The organism is Candidatus Pseudomonas phytovorans (assembly GCA_029202525.1).
Lineage (GTDB): Bacteria > Pseudomonadota > Gammaproteobacteria > Pseudomonadales > Pseudomonadaceae > Aquipseudomonas > Aquipseudomonas phytovorans.
Genome location: CP119325.1, coordinates 3,931,527 through 3,946,125 on the forward strand (window position 1 = coordinate 3,931,527; position 14,599 = coordinate 3,946,125).

At 63.0% G+C, this 14,599-nt stretch carries 12 protein-coding genes; 8 read left to right on the forward strand and 4 right to left on the reverse strand.

What is annotated here, in order from left to right:
• Positions 1 to 230: 230 nt before the first annotated feature.
• Complete coding sequence (locus P0Y58_17290) at positions 231 to 1,691, reverse strand: HAMP domain-containing sensor histidine kinase (GenBank protein ID WEK28663.1); 1,461 nt, start codon at positions 1,689 to 1,691, stop codon at positions 231 to 233.
• 149 nt (positions 1,692 to 1,840) lie between these two features.
• Positions 1,841 to 2,434 carry a lytic transglycosylase domain-containing protein gene (locus tag P0Y58_17295; protein WEK28664.1) on the reverse strand — a complete coding sequence of 198 codons (594 nt, stop codon included), beginning with the start codon at positions 2,432 to 2,434 and terminating at the stop codon, positions 1,841 to 1,843.
• A 185-nt stretch (positions 2,435 to 2,619) separates the two neighbouring features.
• On the opposite strand from P0Y58_17295, the gene gspG reads away from it, so the two are divergent.
• Together gspG and P0Y58_17305 are read left to right on the forward strand one after the other, a co-directional pair.
• Positions 2,620 to 3,045 (forward strand): type II secretion system major pseudopilin GspG, encoded by a 426-nt coding sequence (gene gspG, locus P0Y58_17300; GenBank protein WEK33345.1) that lies wholly within the window; start codon positions 2,620 to 2,622, stop codon positions 3,043 to 3,045.
• Between the two features lie 11 nt (positions 3,046 to 3,056).
• Positions 3,057 to 4,247: a type II secretion system F family protein gene (locus P0Y58_17305; protein ID WEK28665.1), complete on the forward strand. Its 1,191-nt coding sequence runs from the start codon at positions 3,057 to 3,059 to the stop codon at positions 4,245 to 4,247.
• Here P0Y58_17305 and P0Y58_17310 read toward each other — a convergent pair.
• Together P0Y58_17310 and P0Y58_17315 are read right to left on the reverse strand one after the other, a co-directional pair.
• Positions 4,241 to 5,548 carry an LLM class flavin-dependent oxidoreductase gene (locus P0Y58_17310; protein ID WEK28666.1) on the reverse strand — a complete coding sequence of 436 codons (1,308 nt, stop codon included), beginning with the start codon at positions 5,546 to 5,548 and terminating at the stop codon, positions 4,241 to 4,243. The genes P0Y58_17305 and P0Y58_17310 overlap by 7 nt on opposite strands.
• A 91-nt stretch (positions 5,549 to 5,639) precedes the next feature.
• On the reverse strand, positions 5,640 to 6,575 hold the full coding sequence (locus tag P0Y58_17315; GenBank protein ID WEK28667.1) for an ABC transporter substrate-binding protein: 936 nt from the start codon (positions 6,573 to 6,575) through the stop codon (positions 5,640 to 5,642).
• A gap of 301 nt (positions 6,576 to 6,876) precedes the next feature.
• Here P0Y58_17315 and P0Y58_17320 point away from each other — a divergent pair, with 301 nt between their 5' ends.
• From P0Y58_17320 to P0Y58_17345, 6 genes are all read left to right on the forward strand, one after another.
• Complete coding sequence (locus P0Y58_17320) at positions 6,877 to 7,485, forward strand: cysteine dioxygenase (protein WEK28668.1); 609 nt, start codon at positions 6,877 to 6,879, stop codon at positions 7,483 to 7,485.
• Positions 7,482 to 9,068, forward strand: a complete 1,587-nt coding sequence (locus P0Y58_17325; GenBank protein ID WEK28669.1) for a rhodanese-related sulfurtransferase — start codon at positions 7,482 to 7,484, stop codon at positions 9,066 to 9,068. The genes P0Y58_17320 and P0Y58_17325 overlap by 4 nt, the downstream gene beginning before the upstream one ends.
• Before the next feature lie 106 nt (positions 9,069 to 9,174).
• Positions 9,175 to 9,705: a sigma-70 family RNA polymerase sigma factor gene (locus P0Y58_17330; protein WEK28670.1), complete on the forward strand. Its 531-nt coding sequence runs from the start codon at positions 9,175 to 9,177 to the stop codon at positions 9,703 to 9,705.
• On the forward strand, positions 9,702 to 10,664 hold the full coding sequence (locus P0Y58_17335) for a FecR domain-containing protein (protein WEK28671.1): 963 nt from the start codon (positions 9,702 to 9,704) through the stop codon (positions 10,662 to 10,664). Before P0Y58_17330 ends, P0Y58_17335 begins: the two co-directional genes overlap by 4 nt.
• An 88-nt stretch (positions 10,665 to 10,752) precedes the next feature.
• Positions 10,753 to 13,179, forward strand: a complete 2,427-nt coding sequence (locus P0Y58_17340; GenBank protein WEK28672.1) for a TonB-dependent siderophore receptor — start codon at positions 10,753 to 10,755, stop codon at positions 13,177 to 13,179.
• Between the two features lie 167 nt (positions 13,180 to 13,346).
• Positions 13,347 to 14,588 (forward strand): efflux RND transporter periplasmic adaptor subunit, encoded by a 1,242-nt coding sequence (locus tag P0Y58_17345; GenBank protein ID WEK28673.1) that lies wholly within the window; start codon positions 13,347 to 13,349, stop codon positions 14,586 to 14,588.
• The last annotated feature ends 11 nt before the right edge of the window (positions 14,589 to 14,599 follow it).

Consider the following 14,599-nt stretch of genomic DNA (forward strand, 5'->3'; position numbering starts at 1 on the left):
TGCACCCCGCCTAAGCAGCCAAAGCTGCCATTTGTCACGTTTTGCGCTCCACTCATCACGTAGCAAGAACTCGGCCAGCCAGCATCGAAAAATCTGAATCTATATTTTTCAATAACTTAAACTTTGTTGTTAAACCTAAATGAAAGAAAGAGCCCCACATTTGGGTAATATTTACCCAAAACCCATGATTCTATTAATATCAGTTATTTACGATGAATTGTTAACGTCGATCAGCAAGTCGTCGCCAAGCGGAAACACAGCGACACCCGCGTACCATGGCCCTCACTGCTGCTGAGCCTGACCGTGCCGCCGAACCGCTCCATGATGCGCTTCACCAACACCAGCCCCACCCCCAGCCCACCCTGCTTGGTAGTGAAGAACGGCCGGAAAGCCATGCGTTGCTGCTCTTCATTCATGCCCTTGCCATTGTCGGACAGGCGCAGGGTCAGGCCACGACGGTCATGGCGCACTACCTCGATACGCAACCGCCCGCCCTGCTCCATCGATTCCAGGGCATTGGCGATCAGGCTGCTGAAAATCTGCCGCAGTAACGCCGGATGCCCCAATACCTGCACCGCCGGTAACGGTTGCAGGTCCAGGCTAATCCCCCCACGCGCCAGCGGTACGGCGTAGGTCTGCAGGCTTTCCTGCAAGGCCAGCGGCAAGTCCACCGCAACTGCCTCATCGTTCAGCGGGCGCAGTGACTGCAGCATCTGACGGATCCACTGCGACATCCGGTCAACCTGGCTGATGATGTCGTTGATATTGCGCTGCGCCGGGCCTTCGTCGAACGCCTGGGCCAGTTCGGCGCTTGAGCGGATACTGGCCAAGGGGTTGCGCAGGCTGTGAGCCACCGCCGAGGACACCTCGCCCAGCGCCACATAGGTTTCGTTGTTGATCAGCCGCTTCTGTTGCACCGCCAGTAACCGCGCAGCACGGTGCATGATGCCGTAAAGGCCGACGTAGACCAGCGCGGCACCGACGGTGATCGCCAGCCAGATCAGTATCAGGCCATGCTCGATACGCACGATCAGGTCATGGGGCTCTTTATAGATCTCGACCATCGCCGTGACGTGCTCGCCATCGGCGTCGAACAGCGGAATGTAGTTTTCGATGAACAGTTGCTCGGGCGGGGTAACAAACTTCTGCTCGGCGCGCGCCTGTTCGAAGTTGTGGTAGCTGGCCGAGACTCGCATCTTGTATTCGAAAGCCCGGTCCAGGTCGTCGTCGCTGTCGATCAGCTTGCCAATCAGCGCCGGGTTGGTGGACCAGATCACAGTACGGTCCGGGGCATAGATATTGGCCAGCAGCATGTCTGGCAGGTGGGCGATATGATCGAGGAACTCGCCACGGGCCTTGCGCCGGGCATCCGGGTCGACATCCGGCAGGTTGCTGCGGTCGGTGCGCGGGTCGAGCAGCTCGCCCATGGTACGCACGTTGGGGATCGACACATGGCGTACTTCGGCGTCGGCGATGGAGGTGATGAACTGCGCCGTGAGCAAGGCATCGCGCTCAACGCTCTCATCGATGATGAAACGGCTGGAAATCAGTCCCAGCCCGGCAGCCACCGAGAGGATGATGGCCAGGCTGACCCAGGCATACCAGCGCAGCAGGTTGAATGGCTTGCGCGGGGCAGCCAGCTCGTTACCGGCAGGCACTTCTATGGCGTCGGAACGAGGGGCGATGTCCATGGCGGGCTCCACAGCTGGGCACCTTCAGAAGGTTATAGCCCAGACCTGGGGAAACCGTAGTGCTGAATTGATGGCATCCGCCGAAGGGTAACGCTTTTTTCACTTTTTACACCCAACGTCTGCACGCACGGCGTCCTGACCGGATCCCGTCAGAAGGCGCCATCATCCGCCAACCCCTGCAACTTGCGGTATTCGCGCAGCACCGCAGGCACATACCGCTGGGTCTCGGCAAACGGTGGCACCGCGCCGCGCCGCAGCACAGCATCCGGCCCGGCGTTGTAGGCCGCCACGGCCAAGGTGATGTCGTTGTCGAACAGCTTGAGCATACGCTTGAGGTAGCGTGCCCCGCCCTGCACATTGTCTTCAGGGTCCAGGCGGTCTTCCACGCCCATCTCACGCGCGGTATCCGGCATCAATTGCATCAACCCTACTGCGCCTGCGGACGACCGGGCCTTGGCATTGTAGCCGGATTCGGCCTTGATCAGCGCATGCAACAAAGCCGGGGGGACGTTGTGGGCCCGCGCCGCTGCGGCGACCAGTTCAGCGTAAGGGCGGCCCGTGATCATCTGTGCATTGGCCGGGCCAGCCTGGGCCAGAGGTTCATTGATCACCTTTTCATAGTGGCGCCCAGGTCGATGGACGTTGGTCAGTACGTAGCCGCCCTTGGCATCGATGGAAATGTACACATCGGCCTGGGCAGTGCCCGCCGCCATCCAGATCAAACCGAGGATGAGTCCACGCATGACGGTCGCCTCTTCGTCGTGGCCCCCGATGTGGGGGAAATGCCCCGGAAAACCCGAGGTCGATGACCACGACGCAAGCACTGTGCCGCTTCCTGTACCGCATGGCGCAAGGCCCCGAGGCAGACGTGCACGGCTGTTGCATGGTGCCTGTCAAACCGCATTCCCATGCAGTGGAGGGCTTCACCATGCAGCGCAAAACCAACCCGCAACGTGGATTCACCCTGCTCGAACTCTTGGTGGTACTGGTGGTGCTTGGCCTGTTGGCCGGCATCGTCGCGCCCAAGTACTTCAGCCAACTCGGGCGCTCCGAAGCCAAGGTGGCGCGCGCGCAGATCGAAGGGCTGAGCAAGGCACTGGATTTGTACCGCCTGGAAGTCGGCCACTACCCCAACAGCGAGCAAGGCCTGCAGGCCCTGGTGATCGCCCCAAGTGGCGAGGCGCGCTGGACCGGCCCATACCTGCAGAAGGCCGTACCGCAGGACCCATGGGGTCGCCCTTACATCTACCGGCAACCTGGCGAAAACGGCGGTGAGTACGACCTGCTGTCGATGGGCAAGGACGGCCAGCCCGGTGGTGATGGGGAAAACGCCGAAATTACCAGCTGGCAGTAGGGAGAGTGGCCATGCGCTACAGCCTCAAGGCCCTGGGCAGACAGGGCGTGGTGCAGTTGCAGATCGATGCCGAGGACGCCGACCACGCTCGCCGCCAGGCCGAGGACCAGGGTTTGCGCGTGCTCAGCCTGCGCAGCAACGGCGGTGCCTTGCGCGGTATGGCCTGGCGCCGGGAAGCGGCCTTTGACCTGGTGCTGTTCAGCCAGGAACTGTCAACGCTGCTCAATGCCGGCCTGCCGCTTATCGATGCACTGGAAAGCCTGGCAGAAAAGGCGCCCGCGAGTACTACGCGCAAGGTACTGGCCGAGTTGGTACGCCAGTTGTACGAAGGCCGCTCGCTGTCCCAGGCCCTGGGCCAGCAACCGCGTATTTTTCCGCCGCTGTATGTAGCGCTGGTGCAATCCAGTGAACGCACCGGTGCGCTGGGTGACGCCCTCTCGCGCTACATCAGCTATCGCCAACGCCTGGACCTGGTACGGCAGAAGCTGGTGGGGGCCTCGGTCTACCCGTTGCTGCTGTTGCTGGTGGGTGGCGGAGTGGTGCTGTTCCTGCTCGGCTACGTGGTGCCACGTTTCAGCCAGGTGTTCGAGGGCATGGGCACCGAATTGCCCTGGTTGTCACGGGTACTGATGCAGATCGGGCTGTTCCTGCACGCCCAGCAATTGCCGCTGGCGCTGGGCACGGTCGGCGGGGTTACGGCGCTGTGGTTGCTACGCCGCCACCCACGGGTACGGCGCTGGGCAGCCTGCCAATTGCGCCGCCTGCCGGCGCTGCATCAACGCTTGATGATGTACGAGCTGGCGCGCTTCTATCGCTCGCTGGGCATCCTGCTGCAAGGCGGCATCCCCATCCTCACCGCCATGGGCATGGCCCGCGGACTGCTCGGCAGCGCAGCAGGTCAAGGCCTGGAACAGGCCAGCCAACGGGTGGGCGAAGGGCTGCCGCTGTCCGATGCGCTGGAGGCAGGCCACCTGGTTACGCCGGTGTCGCTGCGCCTGCTGCGGGCCGGCGAGCAGTCCGGCAACCTGGGCGAGATGCTGGAACGCTGCGCCGACTTCCATGACCAGGAAATCGGCCGCTGGGTGGAATGGTTCGTGAAACTGTTCGAACCGTTGCTGATGACGTTCATTGGCCTGCTGATCGGCCTGATCGTGATCCTGATGTACATGCCGATCTTTGAACTGGCCTCAAGCATTCACTGAATGGCCAGGCCCAGGCTCTCGCGCAGAGTGCTGCCCTCGTAGGCGGTGCGGTACACGCCGCGCTCTTGCAGCAGCGGCACCACCTGCTGGGTAAACCGGCGGAACTGCCCAGGGTGGCCGATGTAGATGTTGAAGCCATCCAGTGCTCGCGCCTCGAACCACTCGGCCATCTTTGCCGCGACTGTATCGGCCGAACCGACGAAGGCGCCCGGGCGTAGCTTACGCCCGAACTCCACCGCCTGGCGCAGGCTGAAGCCTTGCGCCCGGGCCTGGTCGGCGATGCGCTTGGCATTGGTGAAAAAGCTGCTGCGTGCCTGCTCAAGGCTTTCTTGCGGGAACGGAGCATCAAGGTCGTACTGGCTGAAGTCATGCCAGCCGAAGTTGCGCCCGAATTCCTTGAGGGCCAGTTCAAAGCTGTGATCCTGCTGGTGGTAATGGCGTTCGATCTCGCGGGCATGCTCGTCGGTATCGCCCACGTAGATCTCGGCACCCGGCAACACCAGCAGTTGCTCCGGGTCGCGCCCCAGCCGTGCAGCGCGGTCTTTCACATCGCGGTAGAAGGCCTGGCCCTGCTCGATGCTGGCGGCATGGGTGAAGATGACATCTGCCGTGGCTGCCCCAAGTTCGCGCCCTTGCTGCGAGTCGCCGGCCTGGAAGATCACCGGTTGGCCCTGGGGGGAACGCTGGATGTTCAACGGCCCGACGACCGAGAAGTGCTCGCCCTTGTGGTTCAGGGCATGCATCCGGCCCGGGTCGAGGAATTGCCCGGTAGCGCGGTTGCGCGGGAAGGCGCCTTCTTCGTAGGACTGCCAGAGGCCCTGCACCACCGCGACATGCTCCTGTGCGCGGGCGTAGCGGGTATCGTAGTCGTAGTGCTCGTCACGGCCATAGTTACCGGCGGTGCCGGCGTCACCGCTGGTGACCACGTTCCAGCCCGCGCGGCCCTTGCTGATCAGGTCCAGCGACGCCAGGCGGCGGGCGACGTTGTAGGGTTCGTTGTAGGACGTGGTCAGGGTGCCGACCAGGCCGATGTTGCGGGTAGTCACTGCCAGTGCCGAGAGCAGGGTCAGTGGCTCAAGGCGGTTCAGGTAGTGAGACGGCGAGCCGGGGGTGATGTACTGGCTGTCGACGATGAACATCAGGTCGAACAGCGCGGCCTCTGCCTGGCGGGCGATGTCGATGTACCAGTCGATGTTGACGCTGGCATCGGCGGGCAGCTCCGGGTCGAGCCACAGGTTATGCCGGCCGGGGCCGCCGCAGCCCATGGTCAGGGCGCCGAGCTTGATTTTGCGGGTGGTCATGGTCATTCCTCAAAACGTTGCCGCCTGTACCGGCTTCTTCGCGGCGGTTCGATGCCTCGATGAACCCGCGAAGAGGCCGGTACAGGCAAAATCAGTTGCCGATCGCTGCCGCGAACGAGGTATCGAACAGGCTCGACGCCGGGTAACCTTTGATCAGCCCAAGCCCTGCAAAAAAGTCCACGGTCTTCTGCGCATCCACGATCACTTGCGGGTTCAGCGGTGCCAGATCGGTACGGGCCCGGGCAAACCAGGCGCGGGCAATATCGCGATCGGCGCGGGTCCGTTTGGCCCAGGCGTCGGCATAGGCTTCGGTATGGGCCGGGTCGCTCAGGGTCCAGTCGCGGGCCTTTTTCAGGCGCTGCAGAAAGTCACTGATCTGCGCCCGCTTGGCCTCCACCGCCTTGGCATTGGCCACCACGAAACTTTGCGCCGGAATCAACCCTTCGGCGGTGGCCAGCACCCTCGCCCCTTGGCGCTCCTGCTGGGTGACATAGGGCTCCCAGGTCGCGATGACGTCCACCGAACCACCATCCAGGGCATGCGAGGCATCCAGCGCGCTGAGGTAGCGCAGCTCCAGCGCATCACGCGGCACAGCGGCCTTATCCAGCGCGCTGAACAGCAACTGCTGACTCCACGAGCCCTTCCAGATCGCCGCACGTTTGCCGCGCAGGTCTTCGAGGCTGTGAATGTTCGAGTCCTTGCGCGCCAGGATCGCAACGCCATCCAGGTTTTGCCGGCTGACCGCGATCACCTTGATCGGCGCGCCGAGAGCGCCAAGGAACAACGGCGGGGCGTCGCCCAGCAGGCCGATGTCCAGGCTGCCCACGTTCAGCGCCTCGGCGACCGGCGAGCCGGCCGTGAACTGCTTCCATTCCAGGGTATACGGCAGGTCGTCGAGCACACCGGCTGCTTCCATCACCGCTCGGGCATTGAAGCTTTGGTCACCGACCACCAGGGTTTGCGCGGCAGCGGCCAGGCTGAGGGAGCTGGCCAGCACACCAGCGGCCAATTGCTTGAGGTATCGCACGTTCGTCTCCAGGTATCGTCGGGGTACATCAGGCCGATCCGCGCGTACGGTCTCGTGGGGGATGGGGCTGGCATATTCACTTTGAATATAACCAGCGCATTACTTATAAGTTATCGATTAAGCAAAGCGTCGTGAAATTCGTTTTAGGCATAACCTTATGCTTTGCCCATGCAGCTATTTCAAACCAGATCAGCCGATCTGTAAATGCGCTGTTTGCATATTAGCTTATGCATATTTTTAATTTTGAGAATATTCAGCGCGTTTGCTAGGGTTAACCCAAACCGTCAGCCGAGCCTGAACCATGAGCCAACCCCTGCGCCTTGAGCGCCTGCGCCATTTCATCGACGCGCTTGCGCAATTGGTGGAGCAAGAAACCGACGAAGCCACCCTCCTCGACCGCGGCCAGGGCCTGCTGCGCAGCCTGGTCGCCCATGACGACTGGTTACCCGAGGCACTGGCGCAGCCAGACCCTGCCCGTTACCAGCAATACTTGCTGCATTGCGATTCGCGCCAGCGCTTTTCTGTCGTCAGCTTCGTCTGGGGGCCAGGCCAGCAGACACCGATCCACGACCACCGGGTCTGGGGCCTGATTGGCATGCTGCGCGGCGCCGAATACTCGCAAGGCTTTGCCCGTAGCGAACACGGCGCCTTGCTGCCCGCAGGCCAGCCCGTGCGCATCGATCCAGGCCATGTAGAGGCCGTTTCGCCGCGCATCGGCGATGTCCATCAGGTCAGCAACGCGTTCGACGACCGCGTGTCGATCAGCATCCACGTGTATGGCGCCAACATCGGCGCTGTCAGCCGTGCGGTATACCTGCCCGACGGTAGCGAAAAACCGTTCATTTCCGGCTATTCCAACAGCCTTCTGCCCAACATCTGGGACCTGTCCAAAGAGAACCCTGCCCCATGAGTACTGTTGCCACCCGCTCCTACTACGATGTTCGCCGAGCCCTGCTGGCCCATGAAGAGCTGGCGCTGATCGATGTGCGCGAAGAAGACCCGTTCGCCCAGGAACATCCCCTGTTCACTGCCAATATCCCCCTGTCCAAGCTGGAACTGGAGATTTACGCCCGTGTGCCCCGGCGTGACACCGCCATTACGGTGTATGACGACGGCGAAGGCCTGGCCCCGCAAGCCGCCGAACGCCTGCTGGCCTTGGGGTACAGCGATGTTGCCTTGCTCGAAGGTGGCCTGGCCGGCTGGCGCGCAGCCGGTGGCGAGCTGTTCCGCGACGTGAACGTGCCGAGCAAGGCCTTTGGCGAGCTGGTTGAAAGCGTACGCCACACCCCTTCGCTGGCGGCTGAACAGGTGCAGGCGCTACTGGAAGCCAAGGCCGATGTGGTGGTGCTCGATGCCCGCCGCTTCGACGAATACCAGACGATGAGCATCCCGGGTGGCATCAGTGTGCCGGGTGCCGAGCTGGTACTGCGGGTTGCCGAACTGGCCCCCAGCCCCGCCACCCAGGTCATTGTCAACTGCGCAGGGCGCACCCGCAGCATCATCGGCACCCAGTCGCTGGTCAACGCCGGCATCCCCAACCCCGTGGCAGCCTTGCGCAACGGCACCATCGGCTGGACCCTGGCGGGGCAAACGCTGGCTCACGGGCAGGAACGCCGCTTCAGCGCCGTCACCGACAGCACCAGAGCCGATGCCACCACGCGCGCGCGCCAGGTTGCCGACCGCGCTGGCGTGATTCGGCTTGAACGTGAAGACCTGGCTGCATGGAAGGCCGATGCCAGCCGCACCACCTATCTGTTCGACGTACGCACGCCAGAGGAATTTGCCCACGGCCACCTGCCAGGCAGCCGCAGCGTCCCGGGCGGGCAACTGGTGCAGGAAACCGACCACGTTGCCAGCGTGCGCGGGGCGCGAGTCGTGCTGGTGGATGACGACGGCGTGCGGGCCAACATGAGTGCTTCATGGTTGGCCCAGATGGGCTGGCAGGTAGCCGTACTCGATGGCCTGTCGGCGCAAGATTTCAGTGAGACCGGCGATTGGCAGCCCCCCCAGCCTGCACTGCCCGCCGTCACCGAGATCGGAGTCGAGCAGTTGCACGACTGGCTGCAAACGCCAGGCACCGTACTGCTGGACTTCACCAGCAGCGCCAACTACGTGAAACGCCACATCCCAGGCGCCTACTGGGCAATTCGCGCGCAGCTACCGCACTCGCTTGAGCAACTGCCAGTAGCCGAACGCTATGTACTGACCTGCGGCAGCAGCCTGCTGGCGCGCTTTGCGGCGGTCGACTTGCAGGCGCTTACGCAAACCCCGGTGTACGTACTGGACGGCGGTACAGCGCGCTGGATTGCGGCGGGCAAGCCGCTGGAAAGTGGCGAAACGCGCCTGGCAGTGCCGCGAACCGACCGTTACCGCCGGCCTTATGAAGGCACCGATAACCCACGGGAGGCCATGCAGGGGTATCTGGACTGGGAGTTCGGGCTGATTGGCCAACTGGAACGCGATGGCACTCATGGGTTCAGCGTCTTGAGCTGAGCCTGACCGGGGCGCGGTGCGCCCCTCACCTTTACAGCAGGGCCATTGCTGAATTCGCGCAATTGCAATAAATTGCGACTAATTCTCATTAGCGCGCAGCAACAGCATGCCTGACTCCCTCCCCACGGCCGAACACAACCTGGCCGGCCTGTACGCCAACCACCACGGCTGGCTGGTGAACTGGCTGCGTGGCCGCCTGCAGTGTTCGCACCAGGCCGCCGACCTGGCCCAGGACACGTTCGTGCGTGTGCTGCTGGCCGATCGTAGCCAGCCTTTGCTCAGTGAACTGCGCGAGCCACGCCACTTCCTGGTGACCATGGCCAGGCGCGTGATGATCGACAGCTTCCGCCGCCGGGCACTGGAGCAGGCCTACCTGCAACTGTTGGCCGAACAACCCGAGCAGTATGCGATTTCCCCCGAAGAGCGCTGGATGCTGGTAGAAACCCTGCAAGCGCTTGACGCGATGCTTGAAGGCCTGGGCAAGAAGGTGAAGCAGGCGTTTCTGCTGTCGCAGTTGCGTGGCCTCGGTTACAAGGACATCGCCGCCCAGATGAACGTATCGGTCAGTTCGGTCACCAAGTACATCGCCCGCGCCACCGAGCACTGCTTGCTGTTTGCCCTGGAACACGGCCAGTGAGCCCCCGGCCCCAACACCAGGCACTGAGTGCCGCCGCGCAGTGGTTCGCCCGGCTGGGCGAGGCCCCTACGGACCCGGCCCTGCAGCAACGCTGGCAGGCCTGGCATGCCGAAGACCCTCAGCACCAGTGGGCCTGGCAACAGGTGGCGCTGTTGCAGGCACGCCTGAACCAGGCCCAGGGCGCACTGGGCTACGGCGTGCTGGAACGTGCCGACCAGCACGGCCCGGTGCTGCAACGGCGTATGTTGCTCAAGGGCCTGCTGCTAGGCGCTGGGCTTGGGGCCTTGAGCTGGCGCGGTTATCGCGATGCGCCAGTGTGGCTGGCCGACGTGCGCACAGCCATCGGCGAACAACGCAGGTTGACGCTGAGTGACGGCAGCCGCCTGATCCTCAATACCGCCAGTGCGGTGGACATCGCCTTCAGCAACGATACCCGCCAGCTACACCTGCGCGCCGGAGAGATCTTTGTCGAGACAGCCGCCGATCACCGTCCGTTCATGGTCAACACTGCCGAAGGGTGCATCAGGGCGCTGGGTACCCGATTCAGCATCAGGCAGCAGGAGCACCAGACCCGCGTCTGCGTTTACCAGCACGCCGTCGTCGTGACCCCGACCAACGCGGTTGGCGAGCCAACGCACCTGGGTAGCGGCCGCAGCCTGCTGTTCGACAACACCCGCATCCTGCAATACATGCCACTGGCCAATACCGATGCGGCCTGGACCGAAGGCCGGCTGGTGGTGGACGATTGGCGTCTGGATCACTTGCTTGAAGAATTACAGCGGTACCGCAGCGGCTACCTGGGCTGTGCCGAGGCGGTCGGCCACTTGCGGGTTTCCGGTGCCTATTCGCTCACCGACCTCGACCTGACGCTGTCCACCGTTGCCCGCTCGCTGCCGGTCAGGCTGGTGCGCCATACCCGCTTCTGGACACGCGTGGAGCCATTGACCAGCAGTGCCTGAAAAAAAATGCAGCGGGCATTGTCGATTTGCCCTCGCCCATTCGCCTCCCTGGTAACAACACCGAAAACACCACCTCCAGGAAGCCCGCATGCGCCGCCTTATTTCACCACCCCGCCACGCACTCACGTTTGCCGTGCTCGGCGCCTCGCTCGCCCTGCTCCCGCCGCTGCTGCCCGGTACAGGCATTGCCCAGGCAACCAGCGCACAGAGGGCCTACGCCATCAGCGGCGGCTCCCTGAGTACGGTGCTGGGTAGCTTCGCCAACGCATCCGGAGTTGTGCTGTCGTTCGACAGCCAGCTCACTGCCGGCAAGCACAGTGCTGGCCTGCAAGGCACCTTCAGTGTCGAACAGGGCTTCGCCACGCTTCTGGCTGGCACCGGCCTGGATGTTGCACCTGCCGAGCAAGGCGCCTATGTGCTGTACCCGACCGAAACCGGCAATGCCGTACAGCTGGGCGCGACCAGCGTGGTGGGCAAAGGCCTGGGCGAAACCACCGAGAACACGGGGGCTTACACCACCGGGCAAACACGCACCGCAACCAAGCTGGGCCTGTCACTGCGCGAAACGCCGCAGTCGGTCAGCGTGGTCACTCGCCAGGTCATGAATGACCACCACCTGGCCTCGATCGACGACGTGGTCAAGTTCACCCCCGGGCTTTCCAGCAATCATCGTGACAGCGAGCGCTATACCTTCTACGCCCGGGGCTTCCAGATCCAGAACTTCCAGTACGACGGCATTCCTGCGCAAATTGCCAACGAATCGCAGCAGTTCACCAGCACCTTGGCCGACATGGCCATCTATGACCGGGTCGAGGTGGTCCGTGGCGCCACCGGCCTGCTCAGTGGCGCAGGCACGCCATCGGCCACACTCAACCTGGTCCGCAAGCGGCCTACAGAGGATGCGCAGGCAACAGTTGCCGGCGAGGTCGGTTCATGGGACCGCTACCGCACCGAGGCCGATGTCTCAGGGCCGCTCACCGAAGCCGGTAACATTCGTGGGCGCCTGGTCGGGGTGTACGAAACCGCCAACTCGTTCGTTGACTGGTACAAGACCGACAAACGCGTGATGTACGGCGCCCTGGACATCGATCTGAGCGAAGATACGCTGCTGCGCCTGAGCCTCGACTACCAGAACAACAATGCCGATGGCGTCAGCTTCGGGCACATCCCCTTGTTCAACAGCGATGGCAGCGCAACGAACTTCTCGCGGTCGTTCAACCCCGCCGCCCGCTGGAGCTACCTGAACAATACCCAGTACAACTTCACCGGTATGCTGGAACACAAGCTGACCAACGACTGGGTCGCCAAGGCCGCGTACAGCCACCAATACGCGTACCGCCATGGCGTTACCGGCTCCGCCAGTGCCGGTACGCCAGACCCGCTCACCGGCAGCGGCGTGTCGATGTATGTCAACCGCCTGGACAGCTACCAGACCCAGGACAATTTCGATCTGTACGCCACCGGCCCCTTCCAGCTGGGTGGCCGCGAGCATGAGCTGGTGCTGGGCAGCAACCTGGCCTACACCCACCTCAACTATCCCACCTACGAACGCGGCTTCCCTGCGGTCGACAACATCTATCAGTGGGATGGCGACCCCCATGGCAAACCACACCTGTCCAAGACAGAAGAGAGCCTGTCACGCCTGAGCCAGTCCGGTATCTATGCTGCCGTGCGCCTCAAACCGTATGATCCGCTGTCGATCATCCTTGGTAGCCGGGTGAGTTGGTGGAACCAGAAGGACGACAGCAGCGACGATCTGACCGGAGAGGTCACTGGCCGCGACCGCACGAAGAAATCCGGCGTGGTCACGCCCTACGCCGGTGTGGTGCTCGACCTGAACGACACCTATTCGGTGTACGCCAGCTGGACGCAGATTTTCCTGCCGCAGACCTATTACAAGACTGCCGGCAACACTTCGCTGGACCCGCTCGAAGGCGACAACTATGAACTTGGCATCAAGGGCGAGTTCTACGACGGCGCATTGAACGCAAGCGCCGCACTGTTCGAAGTCAAACAGAAGAACACGCCGCAACTGGTAGATGACAGTGGCCCGCAGGAAATCTACCGTGCCATTGCCGGCACAACCACGCGTGGCATCGAGACGGAAATTTCCGGCGAGGTACTGCCGGGCTGGAATGTCTTCGGCGGCTACACATACCGGGAGTCCCATGACAAGGAGGGCAACCGCGTCGAGACCAACCAACCGATGAACCTGTTCAAGCTGGCCACCACCTATCGCCTGCCCGGCGACTGGAACAAGCTGACGGTGGGCGGCAACATGACTTGGCAAAGCGACATCTACGCGGTCAATTCAGACCTGGGCACCAAGGCGCACCAGCGTGACTTTGGCGTGGTCGGGCTGCTGGCCAACTATGCCTTCGATGAACACCTGAGCGTAGGGCTGAACCTGAACAACCTGTTCGACAAGAAGTACTATGATGGCCTGGGCACGTTCAGTTCCGGCTCTTATGGTGAACCACGCAACCTGGTGGCGAATGCCCGCTGGCGATTCTGAGGGAGCGCATGCCAACGGGGCTGCCCGGCAGCCCCATCATGCCCGCCATCGATGATTGATCCACACATATCATTCAGCGTGATATTAACCTTCGTCCCGTTCGATTCGTGCCTTGCGCGCAACACACTCACACTCCGCCCACTACTAATACATTGGCGGAGTTCTCCATGGAACAATCACTCAAACCCTTGCGCTTCCCGCTCGCTGCCCTGGCAGTTGTGGTGATCAGCGCTTGCGGTCGAACCCCAGACGCCGTGCAGGCTCCCGCCGCGCCAAAGGTCACTGTGGCCAAGGTGATCGAGCAACCGATCAACGAATGGGACGAGTTCACCGGCCGCCTTGAAGCCCCGGAAACTGTCGAAGTTCGCCCGCGTGTCGCCGGCCAGATCGACCAGGTCGCTTTCACCGAAGGCGCACAGGTAAAGAAAGGCGACTTGCTGTTCCAGATCGACCCGCGCCCGTTCCAGGCTGAAGTCCGCCGCCTTGAAGCCCAACTGCAACAGGCCAAGGCAACCGCCATTCGCAGCGCCAACGAAGCCCGTCGTGGCGAGCGCCTGCGCGACAGCAATGCCATTTCTGCCGAACTTGCCGAGTCGCGCAGCAGCGCGGCTGCCGAAGCCCGCGCCGGGGTCGACGCAATCCAGGCGCAACTCGACCTGGCGCGCCTGAACCTCAGCTTCACCCGCGTCACCGCGCCCATCAGTGGCCGTGTCAGCCGTGCCCAGTTCACCGCCGGCAACATCGTCACTGCCGATGTCACCCCGCTGACCAGCGTGGTGTCCACCGACAAGGTCTACGCCTACTTCGACGCCGACGAGCGCGTGTACCTCAAGTACACCCAGCTGGCGCGCGAAGGCCAGCGTGGCCAGAGCACCCCGGTGTACCTGGGCCTGACCAACGAAACCGGCAACCCACACCTTGGCCAGATGAACTTCGTCGACAACCAGGTCAACCCGCGCACCGGCACCATCCGTGGCCGTGCGGTGTTCGACAACAGCGACGGCCAGTTCACCCCAGGCCTGTATGCACGCCTGAAGCTGGTGGGCAGCGCCCAATACGACGCCGTGCTGATCAACGACGAAGCCGTGGGCACCGACCTTGGCAAGAAGTTCGTGCTGGTCATGGACAAGGACAACAAGGCCGCCTACCGCGCCGTGGAGCTGGGGCCGAAGCTGGAAGGCCTGCGTATCGTGCGCAGCGGCCTGGGAAAGGATGACCGCATCGTGGTCAAGGGCCTGCAGCGCGTGCGCCCAGGTTCGCCAGTCACCCCGGAAGAAACCCCAATGGCCAGCGAACAGACCCTCGCCGCCCTCGCCCAGCAGCGCCAGGCACTGGAGGCCAGCAACCCGGCGCCAAAAGTGGCGGGCAACAACGTGAAAGTCGCCAGCGCCCAGGCGCCACGCGGTTAAGGGACCACACC

Bases quoted from the DNA above. Each gene is read 5' to 3' on its own strand.
- P0Y58_17345 (WEK28673.1), top strand. From the start codon at position 13,347: ATGGAACAATCACTCAAACCCTTGCGCTTCCCGCTCGCTGCCCTGGCA.
- P0Y58_17295 (WEK28664.1), bottom strand. From the start codon at position 2,434: ATGCGTGGACTCATCCTCGGTTTGATCTGGATGGCGGCGGGCACTGCC.
- P0Y58_17340 (WEK28672.1), top strand. From the start codon at position 10,753: ATGCGCCGCCTTATTTCACCACCCCGCCACGCACTCACGTTTGCCGTG.
- P0Y58_17310 (WEK28666.1), bottom strand. From the start codon at position 5,548: ATGACCACCCGCAAAATCAAGCTCGGCGCCCTGACCATGGGCTGCGGC.
- P0Y58_17330 (WEK28670.1), top strand. From the start codon at position 9,175: ATGCCTGACTCCCTCCCCACGGCCGAACACAACCTGGCCGGCCTGTAC.
- P0Y58_17325 (WEK28669.1), top strand. From the start codon at position 7,482: ATGAGTACTGTTGCCACCCGCTCCTACTACGATGTTCGCCGAGCCCTG.
- P0Y58_17290 (WEK28663.1), bottom strand. From the start codon at position 1,691: ATGGACATCGCCCCTCGTTCCGACGCCATAGAAGTGCCTGCCGGTAAC.
- P0Y58_17305 (WEK28665.1), top strand. From the start codon at position 3,057: ATGCGCTACAGCCTCAAGGCCCTGGGCAGACAGGGCGTGGTGCAGTTG.
- P0Y58_17320 (WEK28668.1), top strand. From the start codon at position 6,877: ATGAGCCAACCCCTGCGCCTTGAGCGCCTGCGCCATTTCATCGACGCG.
- gspG (WEK33345.1), top strand. From the start codon at position 2,620: ATGCAGCGCAAAACCAACCCGCAACGTGGATTCACCCTGCTCGAACTC.